Origin of the sequence: Allosphingosinicella indica, assembly GCF_900177405.1 — a bacterium.
In the GTDB taxonomy this organism is placed as follows: domain Bacteria; phylum Pseudomonadota; class Alphaproteobacteria; order Sphingomonadales; family Sphingomonadaceae; genus Allosphingosinicella; species Allosphingosinicella indica.
The window spans coordinates 480,656-495,917 of record NZ_LT840185.1 but is presented as its reverse complement, the minus strand read 5'-3'; the positions used below and the strand labels follow the sequence as shown (position 1 = coordinate 495,917).

Below are 15,262 nucleotides of genomic sequence, written 5' to 3'. Positions count from 1 at the left end.
CGCCCCGATGAACCGAGCTCTTCCACATCCCGCCCTCCACGCGACCCACGGCGGCATCTGGATCGCCGATGCGGACGGTAGCGTTGCCGGCATCGGGCGCGGGGCGGCGATCGCGCGGGCGGCGGAGACGCCGGTGATCCTCCTCAACGCACCGCTGGTCGGTCAGCGGCTCGGCTATCCCGAGCTTTCGGGCCTCGATCTCCTTGAGCTGTTCGCGTTCGTCCATCCGGCGCGGTTCGCCGTGCCGACGCCCAAGGGCATCGCCGATGCGCTGGAGCTAGAACCGCCGGCGGACGATGCCGCTGCCGCGCCCTTCCTTCGCATCGCGGCCGAGACACTGCTCGGCGTGCTGGAGACCAACTGGCCAGAGCGCGAAGGCGCATGGGCCTCGGCGCAGGCGCTGTACCGGCTGCGCTGGCCGTGGGCGCCGCTGATCGCCGACCGGCTCCAGCGGCCCGAGCGCGACGAGCGCTGGCTGTTCTCGCGCCTGCCCGAATGGGAGGAGGCACCGCCGCGCTCGCAGCCACGCCCGGTCCGCATCGCTGAGGAGGCCGCGATCGACCGGCTTGCGGAGCTGGCTGGCGGCGGCGCGGAGATGCGCGAGGGTCAGCGTGCCTATGCCGCCGCGGCGACCCGTGCCTTCGCGCCGCGCCGCGCGGACGGCGCGCCCGAGATGCTGCTTGCCGAGGCGGGCACCGGGATCGGCAAGACATTGGGCTATCTGGCGCCCGCGTCCCTTTGGGCGCGCGAGGCGGACGGGGCGGTGTGGATTTCGACCTACACCAAGGCGCTGCAGCGCCAGCTCGATCGCGAGACGCAGCGTATCTACCCCGATGCGGCCGACCGGCGGCAGAAGGTGGTCGTCCGCAAGGGGCGCGAGAATTATCTCTGCCTGCTCAACCTCGAGGATGCGCTGCAGGGCGGGTTCGCGGGCCGCGCCGCGATCCTCGCGCAGCTCGCCGCACGCTGGGCCGCCTACACGCGCGACGGCGATATGGTAGGCGGCGATCTCCCCGGCTGGTTGCCCACCTTGTTCCGCCGCGCGGGCGCAACCGCGCTCACCGATCGGCGCGGCGAATGCGTTTATGCCGGCTGCCCGCATTATCGCCGCTGCTTCATCGAGCGCGCGAGCCGCGCGAGCCAGGGCGCCGATCTCGTGATCGCCAATCATGCGCTGGTGATGGTCAACACCGCGCGCGGGCGGGAGGCCGGGCAGGCGCCCGCGCGGATCGTGTTCGACGAGGGGCATCACCTGTTCGACGCCGCCGATTCCACCTTCGCCGCGGCGCTGACCGGGCAGGAGACGATCGAGCTTCGGCGCTGGATCGTCGGGCCCGAGGGCAAGTCGCGCGGCCGACGGCGGGGTCTCTCCGCACGGCTGATGGACGTCGCTTCCTATGACGAAGCGGGCGCGGCGGCGCTTGACGCGGCGGTTGAGGCGGCGCGGCTGCTGCCCGGCGACGATTGGCTGCGGCGGATCGGCGAGGGTTCGCCCTATGGTCCGTTGGAGGCGCTTCTCGCGGCGGTGCGCGGCGCGGTCTATGCGCGCGCTACGGCGCAGGATGCGGGCTACGGCCTCGAGACCGAAATGGCCGAGCTCGACGGCGCGATCGTTGATGCGGCGGCGCCCGCGGTCGAGGCGCTGGAGCTGCTGCTGCGCCCGCTCGTCGCGCTCGGGCGGCGACTGGAGGCGGTGCTGGAAGATGCGCCGGACTGGCTCGACGGGCAGGCGCGGGCGCGGGTGGAAGGCGCGATCGGCGGGCTTTCCTGGCGCACGCAGACGATCGCCGCCTGGATCGCGCTCGCCGCGCGGATCGGCGGGCCGGCCGATCCCGATTTCGTCGACTGGCTGGCGGTCGACCGCATCGACGGGCGCGAGTTCGACATCGGCCTCCACCGCCGCTGGCTCGATCCGACGCGCCCGCTCGCCGAAGCGGTGCTCAAGCCCGCGCACGGCGTGCTGGTGACCTCGGCGACGCTGCGCGGGTGCGAGGATTGGCCCGCCGCCGAGGCGCGCACCGGCGCGATGCACCTGCCGCAGCAGGCCGCGCATTTCGAGGCGGAAAGCCCGTTCGATTATGCCAATGCGAGCGAAGTGCTGATCGTCACCGACATCAAGCGCGGCGACATCGCCAGCCTTGCAGGCGCCTATGCGCGGCTTATCGAGGCGGCGGAGGGCGGCACGCTCGGCCTCTTCACCGCGATCCAGCGGTTGAAGGCGGTCCATGCCCGCATCGCCGACCGGCTCGCCCGAGCCGGGCTTCCGCTCTACGCGCAGCATGTCGATCCGATGGATACGGGCACGCTGGTCGATATCTTCCGCGACGATCCGCACGCCTCGCTGCTCGGCACCGACGCGCTGCGCGATGGCGTCGACGTGCCGGGCCGGTCGCTGCGGCTGGTGGTGATGGAAGGCGTGCCTTGGCCGCGCCCCACAGTGCTCCACGCCGCGCGGCGGGTGGCGGGGGGCGGCACGCGGCACGACGATCGCGTCGTGCGCGCCCGGCTCGCGCAGGCGTTCGGCCGCCTCATCCGGCGCCAAGGGGACAGCGGCAAGTTCGTGCTCCTCTCGGCCGCTACGCCGTCACGGTTGCTCAATGCCTTTCCGGCGGGTGTCCCGATCCGGCGCGTCGCGCTGTCGGATGCGGTGGCGGCGGTGCGCGGCCTTTCCACCGCCGCCGCTTTGCGGCATCACGGCGCGGACGCTGCGGCCCGCGAAGGAACGGCATGAAGACACTCACTCTGCTGCGCCACGCAAAGGCCGGATGGGGCGAGCGCGGCAGCCCGGATTTCGACAGGCCGCTCAACGAGAAGGGCCGCCGCGCCGCGCGCGCTATGGGCCGGGCGATGCGCGATGCCGCGCTCGGCTTCGATCTCGTCGTCGCGTCGCCTGCCGCGCGGGTGACCGAAACGCTGGAGGGCGCGGGCGAGGGCTATGGCACCGCCTTCGATCCGGTTTGGGATCGCCGCGCCTATCTCGCCGCGCCCGAAGTGCTGCTGGAAATCGTCCAGGCGACCGACGATGCGGTCGATACGCTGCTCATCGTCGGCCACAATCCGGGGCTTGAGCTGCTGACGCTGCACCTGACGTCCGAGGAGGACGGCGGCGAATTGCGCGCGGCGGTGCTGGAGAAATATCCCACCGGCACGCTCGCCGAGATCCATCTCCCGGTCGATCGCTGGCGCGATGCGGCGGAGGGGAAGGGCACGCTCCGCCGCTTCCTCCGCCCGCGCGATCTGGATGCCGCGCTCGGCCCCGACGGCGACTAAACGCCTCGCGTCCGCCGGGGGTGGACGTGCCCGCCGCTTTGGTCCTTATTTGCCGCGGACAAAGAGGGGCCTGCCGCATGACCGATTTCGCCACCGACCGCCGTTCCATTCTTGCCGGCGCCGCCGCATCGGCCGTGCTGCTGACGCCGGGCGCGGCGCTCGCGCAGCGCGGCGACATGGACGCGATCCGCAAGGCCGTGGCGGCCGGGCATGATGCGACGGTCAAGCGCATCCAGGACTGGATCAAGCACCCGACGATCGCGGCGGAAGGCCTCAACGTCGATACCGGCGCCGAATATATGGTCGGCCTCGCCAAGGACGCGGGCTTCCAGAAGGCGCGGATCGTCAAGACCGACGGCGTACCGGGCGTGTTCGCGACCTTGGACGCGGGCGCCAAGCGCTGGATCGGCATCTATTTCATGTATGACGTTAAGCAGTTCGATTCCGCCGAATGGTCGTCGCCGCCGCTGGAGGCGCGGATCGTCGACCGGCCCGAGGGCAAGGCGATCATGGGGCGCGGCGCAGTGAACCAGAAGGGGCCGGAAGCCGCCTTCCTCGGTGCGCTGCATGCGATCCGCGCAGCGGGGCGAAAGCTGCCCGTCAACATCGCATTGGTCTGCGAGGGCGAGGAGGAAATCGCCTCGCCGCATTTCCATCAGGTGATCGCCGATCCCGAAGTGCTGGCGGCGATGAAGAAGTGCGAGGGCGTCATCATTCCCTCCGCGAGCCAGGGGCCGAACGGCAACGTCACGCTGACGCTGGGCGCCAAGGGTGCGGTTGAACTCCAGCTCATCTCGAGCGGTGAGAAATGGGGGCGGGGGCCGAAGAAGGACATCCACTCCAGCAACATGGCGCGCGTGGACAGCCCTGCCTGGCGGCTGGTGCAGGCGCTCGACACGCTGATCGCAAAGGACGGTCATACGCCCGCGGTCGAAGGCTGGTTCGAGCATGTCCAGCCGCTCTCCGCCCGCCAAAAGGCGCTGATCGCGGAAGGCGCGCGACAGTCGAACGAGGCGGACCTCAAGCGGCTGATGGGGGTCGAGCGCTGGATCGGCGACGAGGATTTCCAAACCAGCTTGGAACGGCTCGCCTCGCAGCCGACGATCAACATCCAGGGCTTGGTGTCGGGCTACACCGGCCCCGGCGGCAAGACCGTGCTGCCCGGCCGCGCCGAGGCAAAGATCGATCTCCGTCTCGTCCCCGACATGACGAAGGACGAGGCGGTGACGAAACTGAAGGCACATCTCGTCAAGGCCGGCTTCCCGGATATCGAGGTCAACGTTTCGGGCGGTTACGGCCCGACCGAGACGCCCGAGGAAAGCGCGCTCGTCCGCGCCGAAAAAGCGGTGCTGGAACGCGCCGGCATCACTTATTCGCTGGTGCCACGCTCGGCCGGCTCGTGGCCGGGCGTCGTCTTCACCGGCCCGCCGCTCAAGCTCCCCGCTGCGCAATTCGGCATCGGCCACGGCGGCGGCGCGCATGCCCCCGACGAATATTTCGTCATCGAAAGCAGCAATCCCAAGGTCGCGGGTCTCGACGACGCGACGATGGCCTATGTCGATTTTCTCTACGAAATGGCGGCGGCGAAATAGGGATTAATCTTCCCGCATTGCCAGTTCCGCCAGCGCTTCCGCTTCGATGAGGAGCGCGTCGTCCGCGGTGCCTTCGGCGACGCGTTCGCGGCCGATGATGACGAGGACGGGAACGGCCATCGGCGAGATGCGCGGCAGATCGACGTGGACCATCGTCTCTGCCGCGCGGTCGAGCAGGCGGGCGAGGCGGCCCACGTCGGTCATCCGCGTCCGCGCATCCTCCCACGCCGCCTTCAGCAGCAGGTGATCGGGCTCGTAGCGGCGCAGCACGTCGTAGATGAGGTCGGTCGAGAAGGTGACCTGCTTTCCTGTCTTCCGCTTGCCCGGATGGTTGCGCTCGACGAGGCCGCCGATCACCGCCACCTCGCGGAAGGCGCGCTTCAATAGGTGCGACTGCTGTACCCATTCGACGAATTCATGTTCGAGGATGTCGGGAGAGAGTAGCGCGGCGGGATCGGCGATCGGCTCCAGCCCGTAGCAGGCGAGCGCATAATCGTTCGCGACAAAGCCGGTGGGCTTCAGGCCCGCGCTTTCCATCCGCCGGGTGAGCAGCATGCCGAGCGACTGGTGCGCGTTCCAGCCTTCGAAGCTGTAAATCACCATATTGTGCCGGCCTTCGAGCGGGAAGGTTTCGATCAGCAGCTCGTCCGGGCGGGGCAGGGTAGAGCGGCGGTCCTGCATCTCCAGCCACTCGCGCACGTCGTCGGGAAAGCGCGGCCACTGCTCCCGTTCGTTGAGGAAGTGCCGAACGCGATCGGCGAGGTTGGTGGTCATCGCCATGCGCGCGCCGACATAGGTAGGGACCCGCGCCGGGCGGGTGGTCGCGCGAACGAAGAGATCGGTGCCGTCGATCCGCTCCACCTCCAGACTCAGGCCCGAGAAGAAAAAAGTGTCACCGACCGACAGCGTCGAGGCGAAATATTCCTCGACGGTGCCGAGCTTGCGGCCGTTGCGGAAGCGCACGTCGAGCAGCGGCGCGTCGACGATGATGCCGGCATTCATGCGATGCTGCTGGATGAAGCGCGGGTGGCTGACCCGCCACAGCCCGTCCGGCCCCTTGGTCAGCCGCTTGAACCGGTCATATGCGCGCAGCGCATAGCCGCCGCTCTCGATATAGCCCAGCACGGCGGAGAACAGCTCGGCGGTCAGCCCCGCATAAGGGGCCGCGCTCCGCACTTCGTCGAGCAGCGCCGCCTCGTCGAACGGCCCGGCGCAGGCGACGGCCATGACATGCTGCGCGAGAACGTCGAGCGCGCCGGGACGGAAGATGTCGGGATCAAGCTCCTTCTCGCCGATCGCGTCGAGCGCGGCGCGCGCCTCCAGATATTCGAAGCGGTTGCCGGGGACGAGGATGCCTTGGCTCGGCTCGTCGAGCCGGTGGTTGGCGCGGCCGATGCGCTGGAGCAGCCGCGACGAGCCCTTGGGCGCGCCCATCTGCACGACGAGATCGACATCGCCCCAGTCGACGCCGAGATCGAGGCTGGCGGTGCAGACGAGACCGCGCAACCGGCCGTCCGCCATCGCCGCCTCGACCTTCCGCCGCGCTTCCAGCGAGAGCGATCCGTGATGGACGCCGATCGGCAGGTTGGCGTCATTCTCGGCCCACAGATCCTGGAAGATCAGCTCGGCGAGGCTGCGCGTGTTGCAGAAGACCAGCGTGGTGCGGTGCGCCTCGATCTGCCGCATGACGTGCGCCGCCGCCCAGCGCCCCGAATGCCCGGACCAGGGCACGCGGTCCTCGTCCGGCAGCATGATGCGAATGTCGGCCGCAGCGCCGGGATCGCCTTGAACCAGCGCAACCGCGCCGATGTCGCCATGCGGCGCGAGCCAGCCCTGATAGGCTTCGGGATCGGCAACGGTGGCAGAGAGCGCGACGCGGCGATAGCCGGGCGCGAGCTTCTCCAGCCGCGAAAGCGAGAGGCTGAGCAGATCTCCGCGCTTGCCGGTCGCAAAGGCGTGGATCTCGTCGATGACGACCGCCTTCAGCCCGGCGAACAGGGTCGCGCTATCCTCATGGCTGAGCAGCAGGCTGAGCGATTCGGGTGTGGTCAGCAGAATCTGGGGCGGGCGGACGCGCTGCCGCGCCTTGCGGTCGGCGGGGGTGTCGCCGGTGCGCGTCTCTACCCGGATCGGCAGGTCCATCTCAGCAAGCGGGTTGAGCAGGTTACGCTGCACATCCACCGCCAAAGCCTTCAGCGGCGAAATGTAGAGCGTGTGCAGCCGGTCGGTCGGATGCGCGACGAGTTCGGCGAGCGTCGCGATGAAGCCGGCGAGCGTCTTGCCGGCGCCGGTGGGGGCGATCAGCAGCGCCGATTGCCCCGCCTGAGCAGCAGCTAGCATCGCCGTCTGATGCGGCCGCGGCGCCCAGCCTTTCCCCGCGAACCATTCGGCAATGACGGGCGGGAGGCTCATGCGGCGTATGTAGGGGTGGAACTGGGCTTAGGGAACGTCGTCGTCCTCGCCGCGATGCGCCTTGTCCTCCTCGCGATAGAGATCGCGGGTGGCGCGCTCGGTCTCGTCGTCGCTCGCCCGGGAAGATCGGTTGCGGAGCGCCGCCCAGGCGATCACCGCGATGAGCAGGATCGGCCCGATGATCGTCATCAGTGTCCAGCCTGCGCCGCCTGAATCCATGTCGCTTCTCCTTCGTGCCGCCCAACGTATCGAAGGGTCGCACGGTTGCGTCGGCGCTTTCGGGCGCGTCGTGCGTTCAGAGGGGCTATGCCCCGCCTCGGTTCCTGGATCGCGCCGCATCCGCGCGGCATTTACGTCAAGCCTGCCGACGTCTGGATCGACCCGAGCGAGCCGAAGGCGCGGGCGCTGGTGACCCACGGCCACGCCGATCATGCGCGCGGCGGCCACGGTCGTGTCTGGGCGACTCCGGAAACGCTTGCGATCATGGATTGTCGCTATGGTGCGCAGACTGGCGAGCCTGTGCCCTATGGAGGCAGCGTCCGGCTCGGCGAGGTCGATATACGCTTCGTGCCTGCGGGCCACGTCCTTGGCTCGGCGCAGATCGTGCTGGAATATGGCGGCGAGCGGGTGGTGGTGTCGGGCGATTACAAGCGCCGGCCGGATCCGACCTGCGCGCCGTTCGAGCCCGTGCCGTGCGACATCTTCATTACAGAGGCAACCTTCGGTCTTCCCGTCTTCCGGCATCCCGATACCGGCGCTGAGATGGACCGCCTGCTCGCGCGGCTCCACGCCAATCCCGATCGCTGCGTGCTGGTCGGCGCCTATGCGCTTGGCAAGGCGCAGCGGGTGATCGCGGAGCTGCGCGGGCGCGGACATTCCGATCCGATCTACATTCATGGCGCGCTGGAGCGGCTGTGTGCGCTCTACCAGAGCCACGGCATCGATCTCGGCGAACTGCGCCCGGCGACGGGGGTTTCGAAGGACGCGCTCAAGGGGCATATCGTGCTGAGCCCGCCGGGCGCGCTCAACGATCGCTGGTCGCGGCGGCTGCCCGATCCGATCACTGCGATGGCCTCGGGCTGGATGCGCGTCCGCCAGCGCGCGCGCCAGCGCAACGTCGAGCTGCCGCTGATCCTCTCCGACCATGCGGATTGGGACGAGCTGACCTGCACGATCCGCGAGCTCGCCCCGCGCGAGGTTTGGGTGACGCACGGGCGCGAGGATGCGCTGATCCACTGGTGCGCGCTGCATCAGATCAAGGCCAAGGAGTTGAATCTTGTCGGCTATGAAGATGAAGACGATTGATCCGCGCTGGAGCTTCGCGGCGTTCGCGATGCTCGCCGCCTGCGGCAAGGCTGAGGAGCAGCCGGCAGCGCCGGCGACGCCTTCGCCGGTCGCGACAGCATCTCCACTCGCCGATGCCACGCCGGTGCCGCTGCCGGTGCCTGAGCCGGTCTTCACCAGCCTCGACCGTACGAATTGCAAGCAGATCGAAGTGAATCGCGAAGAGGGCGGCTACGTCCGGTTCGAATGTCCCGGCCGCGGCGATTGGAAGCTCGAGGTGATCGAAGCGGACGCGCGCGAGGATCTCGCGCTGGTTGGACCCGGCGGGGCGAAGCGGCAGATGCAGCTACCCTCGACGATCGCCGGTGGCGCGTTCAGCACGCTCGGGAAGACGGTGGAGTGGATCGGCACGGACCGGCTGATCGTCCGCTACGAAGTCTATGAATCGCCCGAAGGCCGGACGCCGACCTCCTATCTTCTCGCCATCGACAGCGCGGCCGAACCGCCCTGCGTGATCGGCAAGGTGCCGCCGGGACCGCAGCAGAACGAGCAGGCTCGCGCGATCGCGGGTCAGGAGCCGCGCCCGGCCTGCATCGCAAAGCCGACGCGCTAGCGGTCCTCGCGGGACGGGGCTCAGTGCCCCGCTTGCGGCCCCCGCTCGAGCCCCGACTGCGCAAGCTGATCGTCGATCTGTGCGACGAGACGTGCCAAGCCCGCTTCGTCCCTGGCTTCGGCGCGCGCGACCAAAACGTCCTGGGTGTTCGATGCGCGCAGTAGCCACCAGCCGTCTCCGGTGTTGACGCGGGCGCCGTCGGTGCGGTCGACGTCCGCGCCTGCGCTTTCCAGCCGCGCCAGCACTTCTTCGACCACTGGGAACTTGCGGCTTTCGTCGACCTGGAAGCGCATCTCGGGCGTGTTGACCATCGCCGGCATCGCATCGCGCAGCGCGGTCAGCGACCCGCCGAGCGCGCTCACTGCGCGGATCAGGCGAACGGCGGCATAAAGCGCGTCGTCGAAGCCATAATAATCATGCGCGAAGAAGATGTGGCCCGACATTTCGCCGGCGAGCGGCGCGCCGGTTTCCTTCATCTTCGATTTGATCAGGCTGTGCCCGGTCTTCCACATCAGGGGTTCGCCGCCGAGCTCGGCGATGCGGTCGTACAGAGCCTGGCTCGCCTTCACGTCGGCGATGATCGTCGCGCCGGGCTGGTCCGCGAGCACCGGCTCGGCAAGGATCGAAAGGAGTTGGTCGCCCCAGATGACGCGGCCCTGGCCGTCCACCGCGCCGATCCGATCACCGTCGCCGTCGAAAGCGATACCGAAATCGAGGCCGCGGTCGACGACGAGCGCCTTCAGGTCGGCGAGGTTCTTTTCCTCGGTCGGATCGGGATGGTGGTTGGGGAAGCGGCTGTCTACCTCGGTGTAGATCGTGTGATGCTCGCCGGGCAGCAGCTTCACCAGCTTTTCGAGCGCCGGGCCGGCGGCGCCGTTGCCCGCGTCCCAGCCGATACGGAACGCGCCCCCATCGAACCCTTCGACCAGCCGCGCGACATAATCGTCGATGATGTGGTGATCGCTGACCTTGCCGACATGGCCGTCGAGCCAGTCGCCTTCGGCAGCCATCACGCCCATCTGCTGGATGTCGGCGCCGAAGAAGGGCCGGCCCTGCAGCACCATCTTGAAGCCGTTGTAATTGGCCGGATTGTGGCTGCCGGTAATCATCACCCCGCCATCGACCTCGAGCACCGCGGCGGCATAATAAAGCATCGGCGTCGGGCCGAGACCGACGCGGACCGCATCGACGCCACTTTCGGTCAGTCCGCGGACGAGTGCGTCCTCCAGCCGCTCGGAGCTGTCGCGTCCGTCGCGGCCGACCGCGACGCGGGTGCCGCCGCCGCGCCGGACCAGCGTCGCGAAGCCGCGGCCGATGGCATAGGCATCGTCCTCGCCGAGGGTCTCGCCGACGATGCCGCGGATGTCATATTCGCGCAGCGATGTGGGGTGGAAATTATGGGTCATGGCCTCGGGTAACGATCAGGAAGCGGAAGGGGTGCGCCGCGAAAGATCTGCGACGAGAATATCGCGCGCGACGTTGACGCGGTTGGCAAGCTCGCTCGATCCGCCGGCGTCGGGGTGGAGCCGCGCGATGAGGCGGCGGTGCGCGGCGCGGATATCGGCAAGCGACGCCTCGGGGCCGACGCCGAGCAGGGCGCGCGCATCCTCTACCGGCATGGATGGACGGACGCGGTGCTGGTTGTGGCGATAGGCGCCCCACAGCAATGTCCCGGCCATCAGCGCCGCGCCCATCACTAGGCGTCCGGTGGTGAACAGCCGCACGCCGAGCAGGAACAGCGCCAGCGCGATGCCGTCTTCGTAGGTATAGTTGCGCAGCCGTCCGGTCGCCCACGCCCAGATCATCGCCCCGCCGATGACGAGGAGCAGCGGCAGCATCTCAGCCCGCCATCGCCGCGCGGCGCGGCGCTTCGGCTTGCGCCTCGGGCAGGCCGAAGCCGGCGATCATCTCGCGCAATTCCTGCCGCGCGGCGATGTGGCTGAGACCCACTTCGCCGATCTGCTGGAGATCGAGCAGGGTGAGGCCCTTGGGGAAGAGTTCGCGGTAGATCACGCGCTCGCCGAGGCCCGGAATGACGCGAAAGCCGACGCGCTTGGAAAGATCGCCCAGCGCTTCGGCGACGCGGCGCATGTTGCGCGCCTCGATGTGCTGAAGGCGGTTGCGCAGCAGCACCCAATCCACCGTCGCGCCGGTCGTCTTGGCGCGCTGCGTGCGGCTGTTCCACACCAGCTCCGAATAGAAGCTCGGGCGGCGGACGCGATAGGTCTCGGGATCGACCTCGCCGATCAGGTCGAGATCGACGAAACTGTCGTTGATCGGCGTGACCAGCGTATCGGCGCGCAGCATCGCCTGGCGCGCATAGGGGTCGTCGCGGCCCGGCGTATCGACCACCACCACGTCGGCATCGGCGGCGAGCGCGTCGAGTTGGGCGTCGAGATCGTCGTCTTTGGCGGGATCGAAGGTCGTGAACGCGGGCATCGGCAGCGCGATGTCGATGCGGCGGATCGTCGCCGCGCGATTGTCGAGATAGCGGCCGAGCGTGCGCTGGCGCGTGTCGAGGTCGATCGCGGCGACTCGCCGCCCGGCCGCCGCCAGCGCGACGGCGCTGTGCACCGCCGTCGTCGATTTGCCGGTTCCGCCCTTCTCATTGGCGAACACGATGAAATGCGGCGTTGCGCCAGCCATGCGAATCCCCGATGCCCCTCTTGATCGTGGCGACGGCGTCCCATTAGAGACGCCGCACCAGTCGGGCAAAGCCTTATCGGAGGCCGTAGGGGCGTGCAAATCATCCGTGAGATCAAGGCGCTGCGAGAGGCGGTCGCAGGCCTCCGCGCGGCCGGCGGAAAGGTGGCGCTGGTGCCGACGATGGGCGCGCTCCACGCCGGCCACCTGGCGCTGATCGCCGAAGCGCGGACGCGCGCAGACCACGTCGTCGCATCGATCTTCGTCAACCCGCGGCAGTTCGGCGCGAGTGAGGATCTTTCGACCTATCCGCGCCGCGAGGCGGCGGATGCGCGGATGCTGGAGGAGGGCGGCTGTGCGCTGCTCTGGGCGCCGCCGGTGGACGTCATGTACCCGCAGGGCAATGCGACCACCGTGTCGGTCTCGGGCGTCAGCGAGACGCTGGAAGGCGCGTCACGACCCGGCCATTTCGACGGCGTTGCGACGGTGGTGGCCAAGCTCTTCACCCAGGTCGCACCCGACATCGCTCTGTTCGGCGAGAAAGACTGGCAGCAACTCGCCGTCATCCGCCGCATGGCCGCGGATCTCGATCTGCCGGTGGAGATCTCCGGCGTCCCGACCCAGCGCGATGCCGACGGCCTCGCGCTCTCCTCGCGCAACGCCTATCTCAGCGCCGACGAGCGCCGCGCCGCACGGGCGCTGCCGCGCGCGCTGGGCGATGCGGCGCGCGCCATCGAGGGCGGGGCGGAAGTGGCAGCGACTTTGGCGGCGGCGACCGAGCGGCTGACGGACGCGGGGTTCGGGCCGATCGACTATATCACGCTCGCCGATGCCGCGACGCTGTCGGCGATGGACAGGCTCGATCGTCCCGCCCGGCTGCTCGCGGCCGCGCGGATGGGGACGACGCGGCTGATCGATAATGTTGCGGTGATGCCACAGTCCTGATCGCGGTATTTTTCGCATTAACCAATTTTAAAACCCGCCCGACGCAACTCTCCCCCAAAGCAAGTGGGGGCATCTTATGGGCACCAGTCTTGGTAATGCGGCTTTCATGATGGAAGGGCGTCTCGCGCTCGCCGCCGATGGCGATGCGGAGGCGCTGTATCAGCTCGGCGTCGCCTATTCGACGGGGAGCGGCGTCGACATGGATCTCATCGAAGCGCACAAATGGTTCAACCTCGCGGCGCTCAACGGCAGCCTGCTCGCGCAGCAGAGCCGCGCGGAGATTTCCGGCGAGATGACCGCGCGCGAGATCGCCGAGGCGCAGCGCCAGGCGCGATCCTGGCTCTCCGGCACCACCGCCCGCCGCGCGGCCTGATTTCGCAGGCGGATCAGTCCGCCGCGGCCGTCCCCGCAACCGGAGCGCCGTTCCGGTAGCGCGCGAACCATTCGAGGATCGCGCTCGCCTTCGCGCCGCTTTGCGAAGGCCTTGCCGCCAGCCCGCCGTGGCTTGCTCCCGGCACCTTCACGAATGCAGTCGGTACGCCGCGCAGCCTTAGCGCTGTATAATATTGTTCGGCCTCGCTCACCGGCGTCCGGTAATCCTCGCTGCCGACGACAACGAGGGTCGGCGTCTTGACGTTGCCGACCAGCGACAGCGGCGAGCGCGACCAGTAAGCCTGATAGTCCTCCCACGGATATTTGCCGAACCAGTAGCGCGCGAAGAAGGCGGGGTTGTCGGCGGTCAGCGCGAAGCTCGACCAGTCGATCACCGGCTTCTGCGTCGCCGCCGCCTTGAAGCGGTCGGTCTTGCCGATGATCCAGCTCGTCAGCACGCCGCCGCCCGAGCCGCCGGTGACGTAGAGCCGGTCAGGATCGGCGATGCCTTGCGCGATCACGCCGTCCACCGCGCTCATCAGATCGTCGTAATCCTGGCCGGGATAGGCGTGGTGGATGAGGTTGGCGAACTCCGCGCCGTAGGACGTCGATCCGCGCGGGTTGACCGACAACACCGCATAACCCGCGGCGGCGTAAAGCTGATTGTCGGTCGAGAAATGCGGGCCGTAGGCGGAGAAGGGGCCGCCGTGAATCTCGAGGATGAGCGGCACGCGCGCGCCTTCGCTGTAATTGGGCGGCAGCGTCAGCCACGCCTCGACTGCACGCTGGTCGGCGCTCGACGCGACGGTGATCTTGCGCACCTCGCCGAACCGCTTGGTCGCGGACAGCGTCTGGTTGAGGCTGGTGAGCCGCACCGCCTTACCACCGCGCGCCAGCATCACGTCTGCCGGGCGGGTGCCGGTGCCGCCGGAGAAAGCAACGCTGCCGTCGCGCGACACCGAAAAGTCACCGCCGGTATAGGGCCGGTCGAGCGACGAACCGGAAAGGCCTTGCGCGACGGTGCGGATCGAGCCGTCGAGGCCGACGCGCGCGACCTTGGTCTCGCCATGATCGTCGTAGGAGACGTAGATTGCGCGGCCATCGGCGCTCCACAGAGGGTTCTCGACGCTCCTATCGAGCCCCTCGGTCAGCACGCGGCGTCCGCCGCCCTGCCGGTCCATCACGTAGAGCCGCGAATTGTGGTAGCCGAGGCCCTGATCGTCGAAGCCGATATAGGCGATGCGGCTGCCGTCGGGCGAGACGACCGGCGCGCCGTCCGGCCCGTTGCGATCGGTGAGTGCAGTGAGGCCGCCGCTGTCGACGTCCAGCGCCCAGACCTCGCTGTTCATCGGGTTGCGATCCCAGTCCGGCTGGCGATTGGCGGAGAAGTAGAGCGTGCGCCCATCGGGCGACCAGGAGAGCGGGCCGCCGTCGTGATAGTCGCCGAAGGTGAGCTGGCGCGGGCTGCCGCCGTCGGCGGGGACGAGGAACAGCTTCTCGAACCCGGTGTCGAGATAGCCCTCGCCGTCGGCGCGGTAGGAGAGCGCGTCGATCACCTCCAGCGGCTCGGCCCATTTCGCGCCGTCGGGCTTCTCGGCGCGCTTGCCGAGCTTGGGACCGTCATCCGCGACGAACATCGAATAAGCGATGCGGCGGCCATCCGGGGACCAGGCCATGCTGCCGGGCGCCTGCGGCAGGCCGGTGATCCGCACCGTCTGGCCGCTGTCCATCCAGCGCACGAAGAGCTGCGGCTTGTCGCCCTCCGCGGTCGAGACATAAGCGAGGCGCTTGCCGTCGGGCGACCAGCGCGGGCGCATGTGCGATCCCTGGCCGGCGGCGATCGGCCGCTGTTCGCGCGTCTGGGTATCGACCAGCCAGACGCTGCTCACCGCGCGATCGACCATGATGTCGTTGGCGCGGCGCGTGTAGGCGACCCAGCGGCCGTCGGGGCTGATCTGCGGATCGGCCGCGACTTCGAGCGCGAACAGATCCTGCATCGTGAACAGAGGATTGGCGGTCTGCGGCGGATCGGCGAGCGCCGGCGTGGCGGTGGCGAGCAGCAGCGCGGCGAGAAGCGAACGAGTCATGGCGATCCCCTTTTGCCGGTGAGCCTAGCGGGCGCGGCGCGGGA

The 15,262-nt window shown here is 68.9% G+C and carries 13 protein-coding genes; 7 read left to right on the top strand and 6 right to left on the bottom strand.

From position 1 onward, the window contains the following. Window positions 1–7: 7 nt before the first annotated feature. The 3 genes from B9N75_RS02540 (at window position 8) to B9N75_RS02530 (ending at window position 4,862) form a co-directional block, all read left to right on the top strand. On the top strand, window positions 8–2,731 hold the full coding sequence (locus B9N75_RS02540; protein ID WP_085217381.1) for an ATP-dependent DNA helicase: 2,724 nt from the start codon (window positions 8–10) through the stop codon (window positions 2,729–2,731). Then, a complete protein-coding gene (locus B9N75_RS02535; RefSeq protein ID WP_085217380.1) occupies window positions 2,728–3,270 on the top strand; it encodes a SixA phosphatase family protein in 543 nt (180 codons plus the stop codon). The genes B9N75_RS02540 and B9N75_RS02535 overlap by 4 nt, the downstream gene beginning before the upstream one ends. A 77-nt stretch (window positions 3,271–3,347) precedes the next feature. Next, window positions 3,348–4,862, top strand: coding sequence for a M20/M25/M40 family metallo-hydrolase (locus B9N75_RS02530; protein ID WP_085217379.1), 1,515 nt, complete (start codon window positions 3,348–3,350; stop codon window positions 4,860–4,862). 3 nt (window positions 4,863–4,865) lie between these two features. On the opposite strand, the gene B9N75_RS02525 is transcribed toward B9N75_RS02530, so the two are convergent. Beyond that, on the bottom strand, window positions 4,866–7,274 hold the full coding sequence (locus B9N75_RS02525) for a ligase-associated DNA damage response DEXH box helicase (protein ID WP_085217378.1): 2,409 nt from the start codon (window positions 7,272–7,274) through the stop codon (window positions 4,866–4,868). Window positions 7,275–7,301: 27 nt separating this feature from the next. Beyond that, window positions 7,302–7,493 carry a hypothetical protein gene (locus tag B9N75_RS02520; protein WP_085217377.1) on the bottom strand — a complete coding sequence of 64 codons (192 nt, stop codon included), beginning with the start codon at window positions 7,491–7,493 and terminating at the stop codon, window positions 7,302–7,304. 87 nt (window positions 7,494–7,580) lie between these two features. Here B9N75_RS02520 and B9N75_RS02515 point away from each other — a divergent pair, with 87 nt between their 5' ends. Beyond that, a complete protein-coding gene (locus B9N75_RS02515) occupies window positions 7,581–8,579 on the top strand; it encodes a ligase-associated DNA damage response exonuclease (RefSeq protein WP_085217376.1) in 999 nt (332 codons plus the stop codon). After that, on the top strand, window positions 8,551–9,171 hold the full coding sequence (locus tag B9N75_RS02510) for a hypothetical protein (RefSeq protein WP_157123660.1): 621 nt from the start codon (window positions 8,551–8,553) through the stop codon (window positions 9,169–9,171). Before B9N75_RS02515 ends, B9N75_RS02510 begins: the two co-directional genes overlap by 29 nt. Window positions 9,172–9,191: 20 nt before the next feature. Here the strand turns inward: B9N75_RS02510 and pgmG are convergent, their stop codons facing one another. The 3 genes from pgmG to B9N75_RS02495 are packed head-to-tail and all read right to left on the bottom strand — an operon-like array spanning window position 9,192 to window position 11,817. After that, the gene (gene pgmG, locus B9N75_RS02505) at window positions 9,192–10,577 is read right to left on the bottom strand and encodes a phosphoglucomutase/phosphomannomutase PgmG (protein WP_085217374.1); all 1,386 of its coding nucleotides are present in this window, start codon (window positions 10,575–10,577) and stop codon (window positions 9,192–9,194) included. 15 nt (window positions 10,578–10,592) lie between these two features. Further along, window positions 10,593–11,009 carry a J domain-containing protein gene (locus B9N75_RS02500; RefSeq protein WP_085217373.1) on the bottom strand — a complete coding sequence of 139 codons (417 nt, stop codon included), beginning with the start codon at window positions 11,007–11,009 and terminating at the stop codon, window positions 10,593–10,595. 1 nt (window position 11,010) lies between these two features. Continuing rightward, window positions 11,011–11,817, bottom strand: a complete 807-nt coding sequence (locus B9N75_RS02495; protein ID WP_085217372.1) for a division plane positioning ATPase MipZ — start codon at window positions 11,815–11,817, stop codon at window positions 11,011–11,013. 93 nt (window positions 11,818–11,910) lie between these two features. On the opposite strand from B9N75_RS02495, the gene panC reads away from it, so the two are divergent. Both panC and B9N75_RS02485 read left to right on the top strand, forming a co-directional pair. Then, a complete protein-coding gene (gene panC / locus B9N75_RS02490; protein WP_085217371.1) occupies window positions 11,911–12,759 on the top strand; it encodes a pantoate--beta-alanine ligase in 849 nt (282 codons plus the stop codon). A gap of 76 nt (window positions 12,760–12,835) precedes the next feature. After that, window positions 12,836–13,132, top strand: a complete 297-nt coding sequence (locus tag B9N75_RS02485; protein ID WP_085217370.1) for an SEL1-like repeat protein — start codon at window positions 12,836–12,838, stop codon at window positions 13,130–13,132. A 13-nt stretch (window positions 13,133–13,145) separates the two neighbouring features. Here B9N75_RS02485 and B9N75_RS02480 read toward each other — a convergent pair whose 3' ends face one another. Then, entirely contained in the window at window positions 13,146–15,218 is a 2,073-nt protein-coding gene (locus tag B9N75_RS02480) for an alpha/beta hydrolase family protein (RefSeq protein ID WP_085217369.1), read from the bottom strand. Window positions 15,219–15,262 lie beyond the last annotated feature (44 nt).

Excerpts from the sequence above, each read along its gene's own strand:
- B9N75_RS02540 (WP_085217381.1), top strand. The coding sequence starts at position 8 with ATGAACCGAGCTCTTCCACATCCCGCCCTCCACGCGACCCACGGCGGC.
- B9N75_RS02535 (WP_085217380.1), top strand. The coding sequence starts at position 2,728 with ATGAAGACACTCACTCTGCTGCGCCACGCAAAGGCCGGATGGGGCGAG.
- B9N75_RS02530 (WP_085217379.1), top strand. The coding sequence starts at position 3,348 with ATGACCGATTTCGCCACCGACCGCCGTTCCATTCTTGCCGGCGCCGCC.
- B9N75_RS02525 (WP_085217378.1), bottom strand. The coding sequence starts at position 7,274 with ATGAGCCTCCCGCCCGTCATTGCCGAATGGTTCGCGGGGAAAGGCTGG.
- B9N75_RS02520 (WP_085217377.1), bottom strand. The coding sequence starts at position 7,493 with ATGGATTCAGGCGGCGCAGGCTGGACACTGATGACGATCATCGGGCCG.
- B9N75_RS02515 (WP_085217376.1), top strand. The coding sequence starts at position 7,581 with ATGCCCCGCCTCGGTTCCTGGATCGCGCCGCATCCGCGCGGCATTTAC.
- pgmG (WP_085217374.1), bottom strand. The coding sequence starts at position 10,577 with ATGACCCATAATTTCCACCCCACATCGCTGCGCGAATATGACATCCGC.
- B9N75_RS02500 (WP_085217373.1), bottom strand. The coding sequence starts at position 11,009 with ATGCTGCCGCTGCTCCTCGTCATCGGCGGGGCGATGATCTGGGCGTGG.
- B9N75_RS02495 (WP_085217372.1), bottom strand. The coding sequence starts at position 11,817 with ATGGCTGGCGCAACGCCGCATTTCATCGTGTTCGCCAATGAGAAGGGC.
- B9N75_RS02485 (WP_085217370.1), top strand. The coding sequence starts at position 12,836 with ATGGGCACCAGTCTTGGTAATGCGGCTTTCATGATGGAAGGGCGTCTC.
- B9N75_RS02480 (WP_085217369.1), bottom strand. The coding sequence starts at position 15,218 with ATGACTCGTTCGCTTCTCGCCGCGCTGCTGCTCGCCACCGCCACGCCG.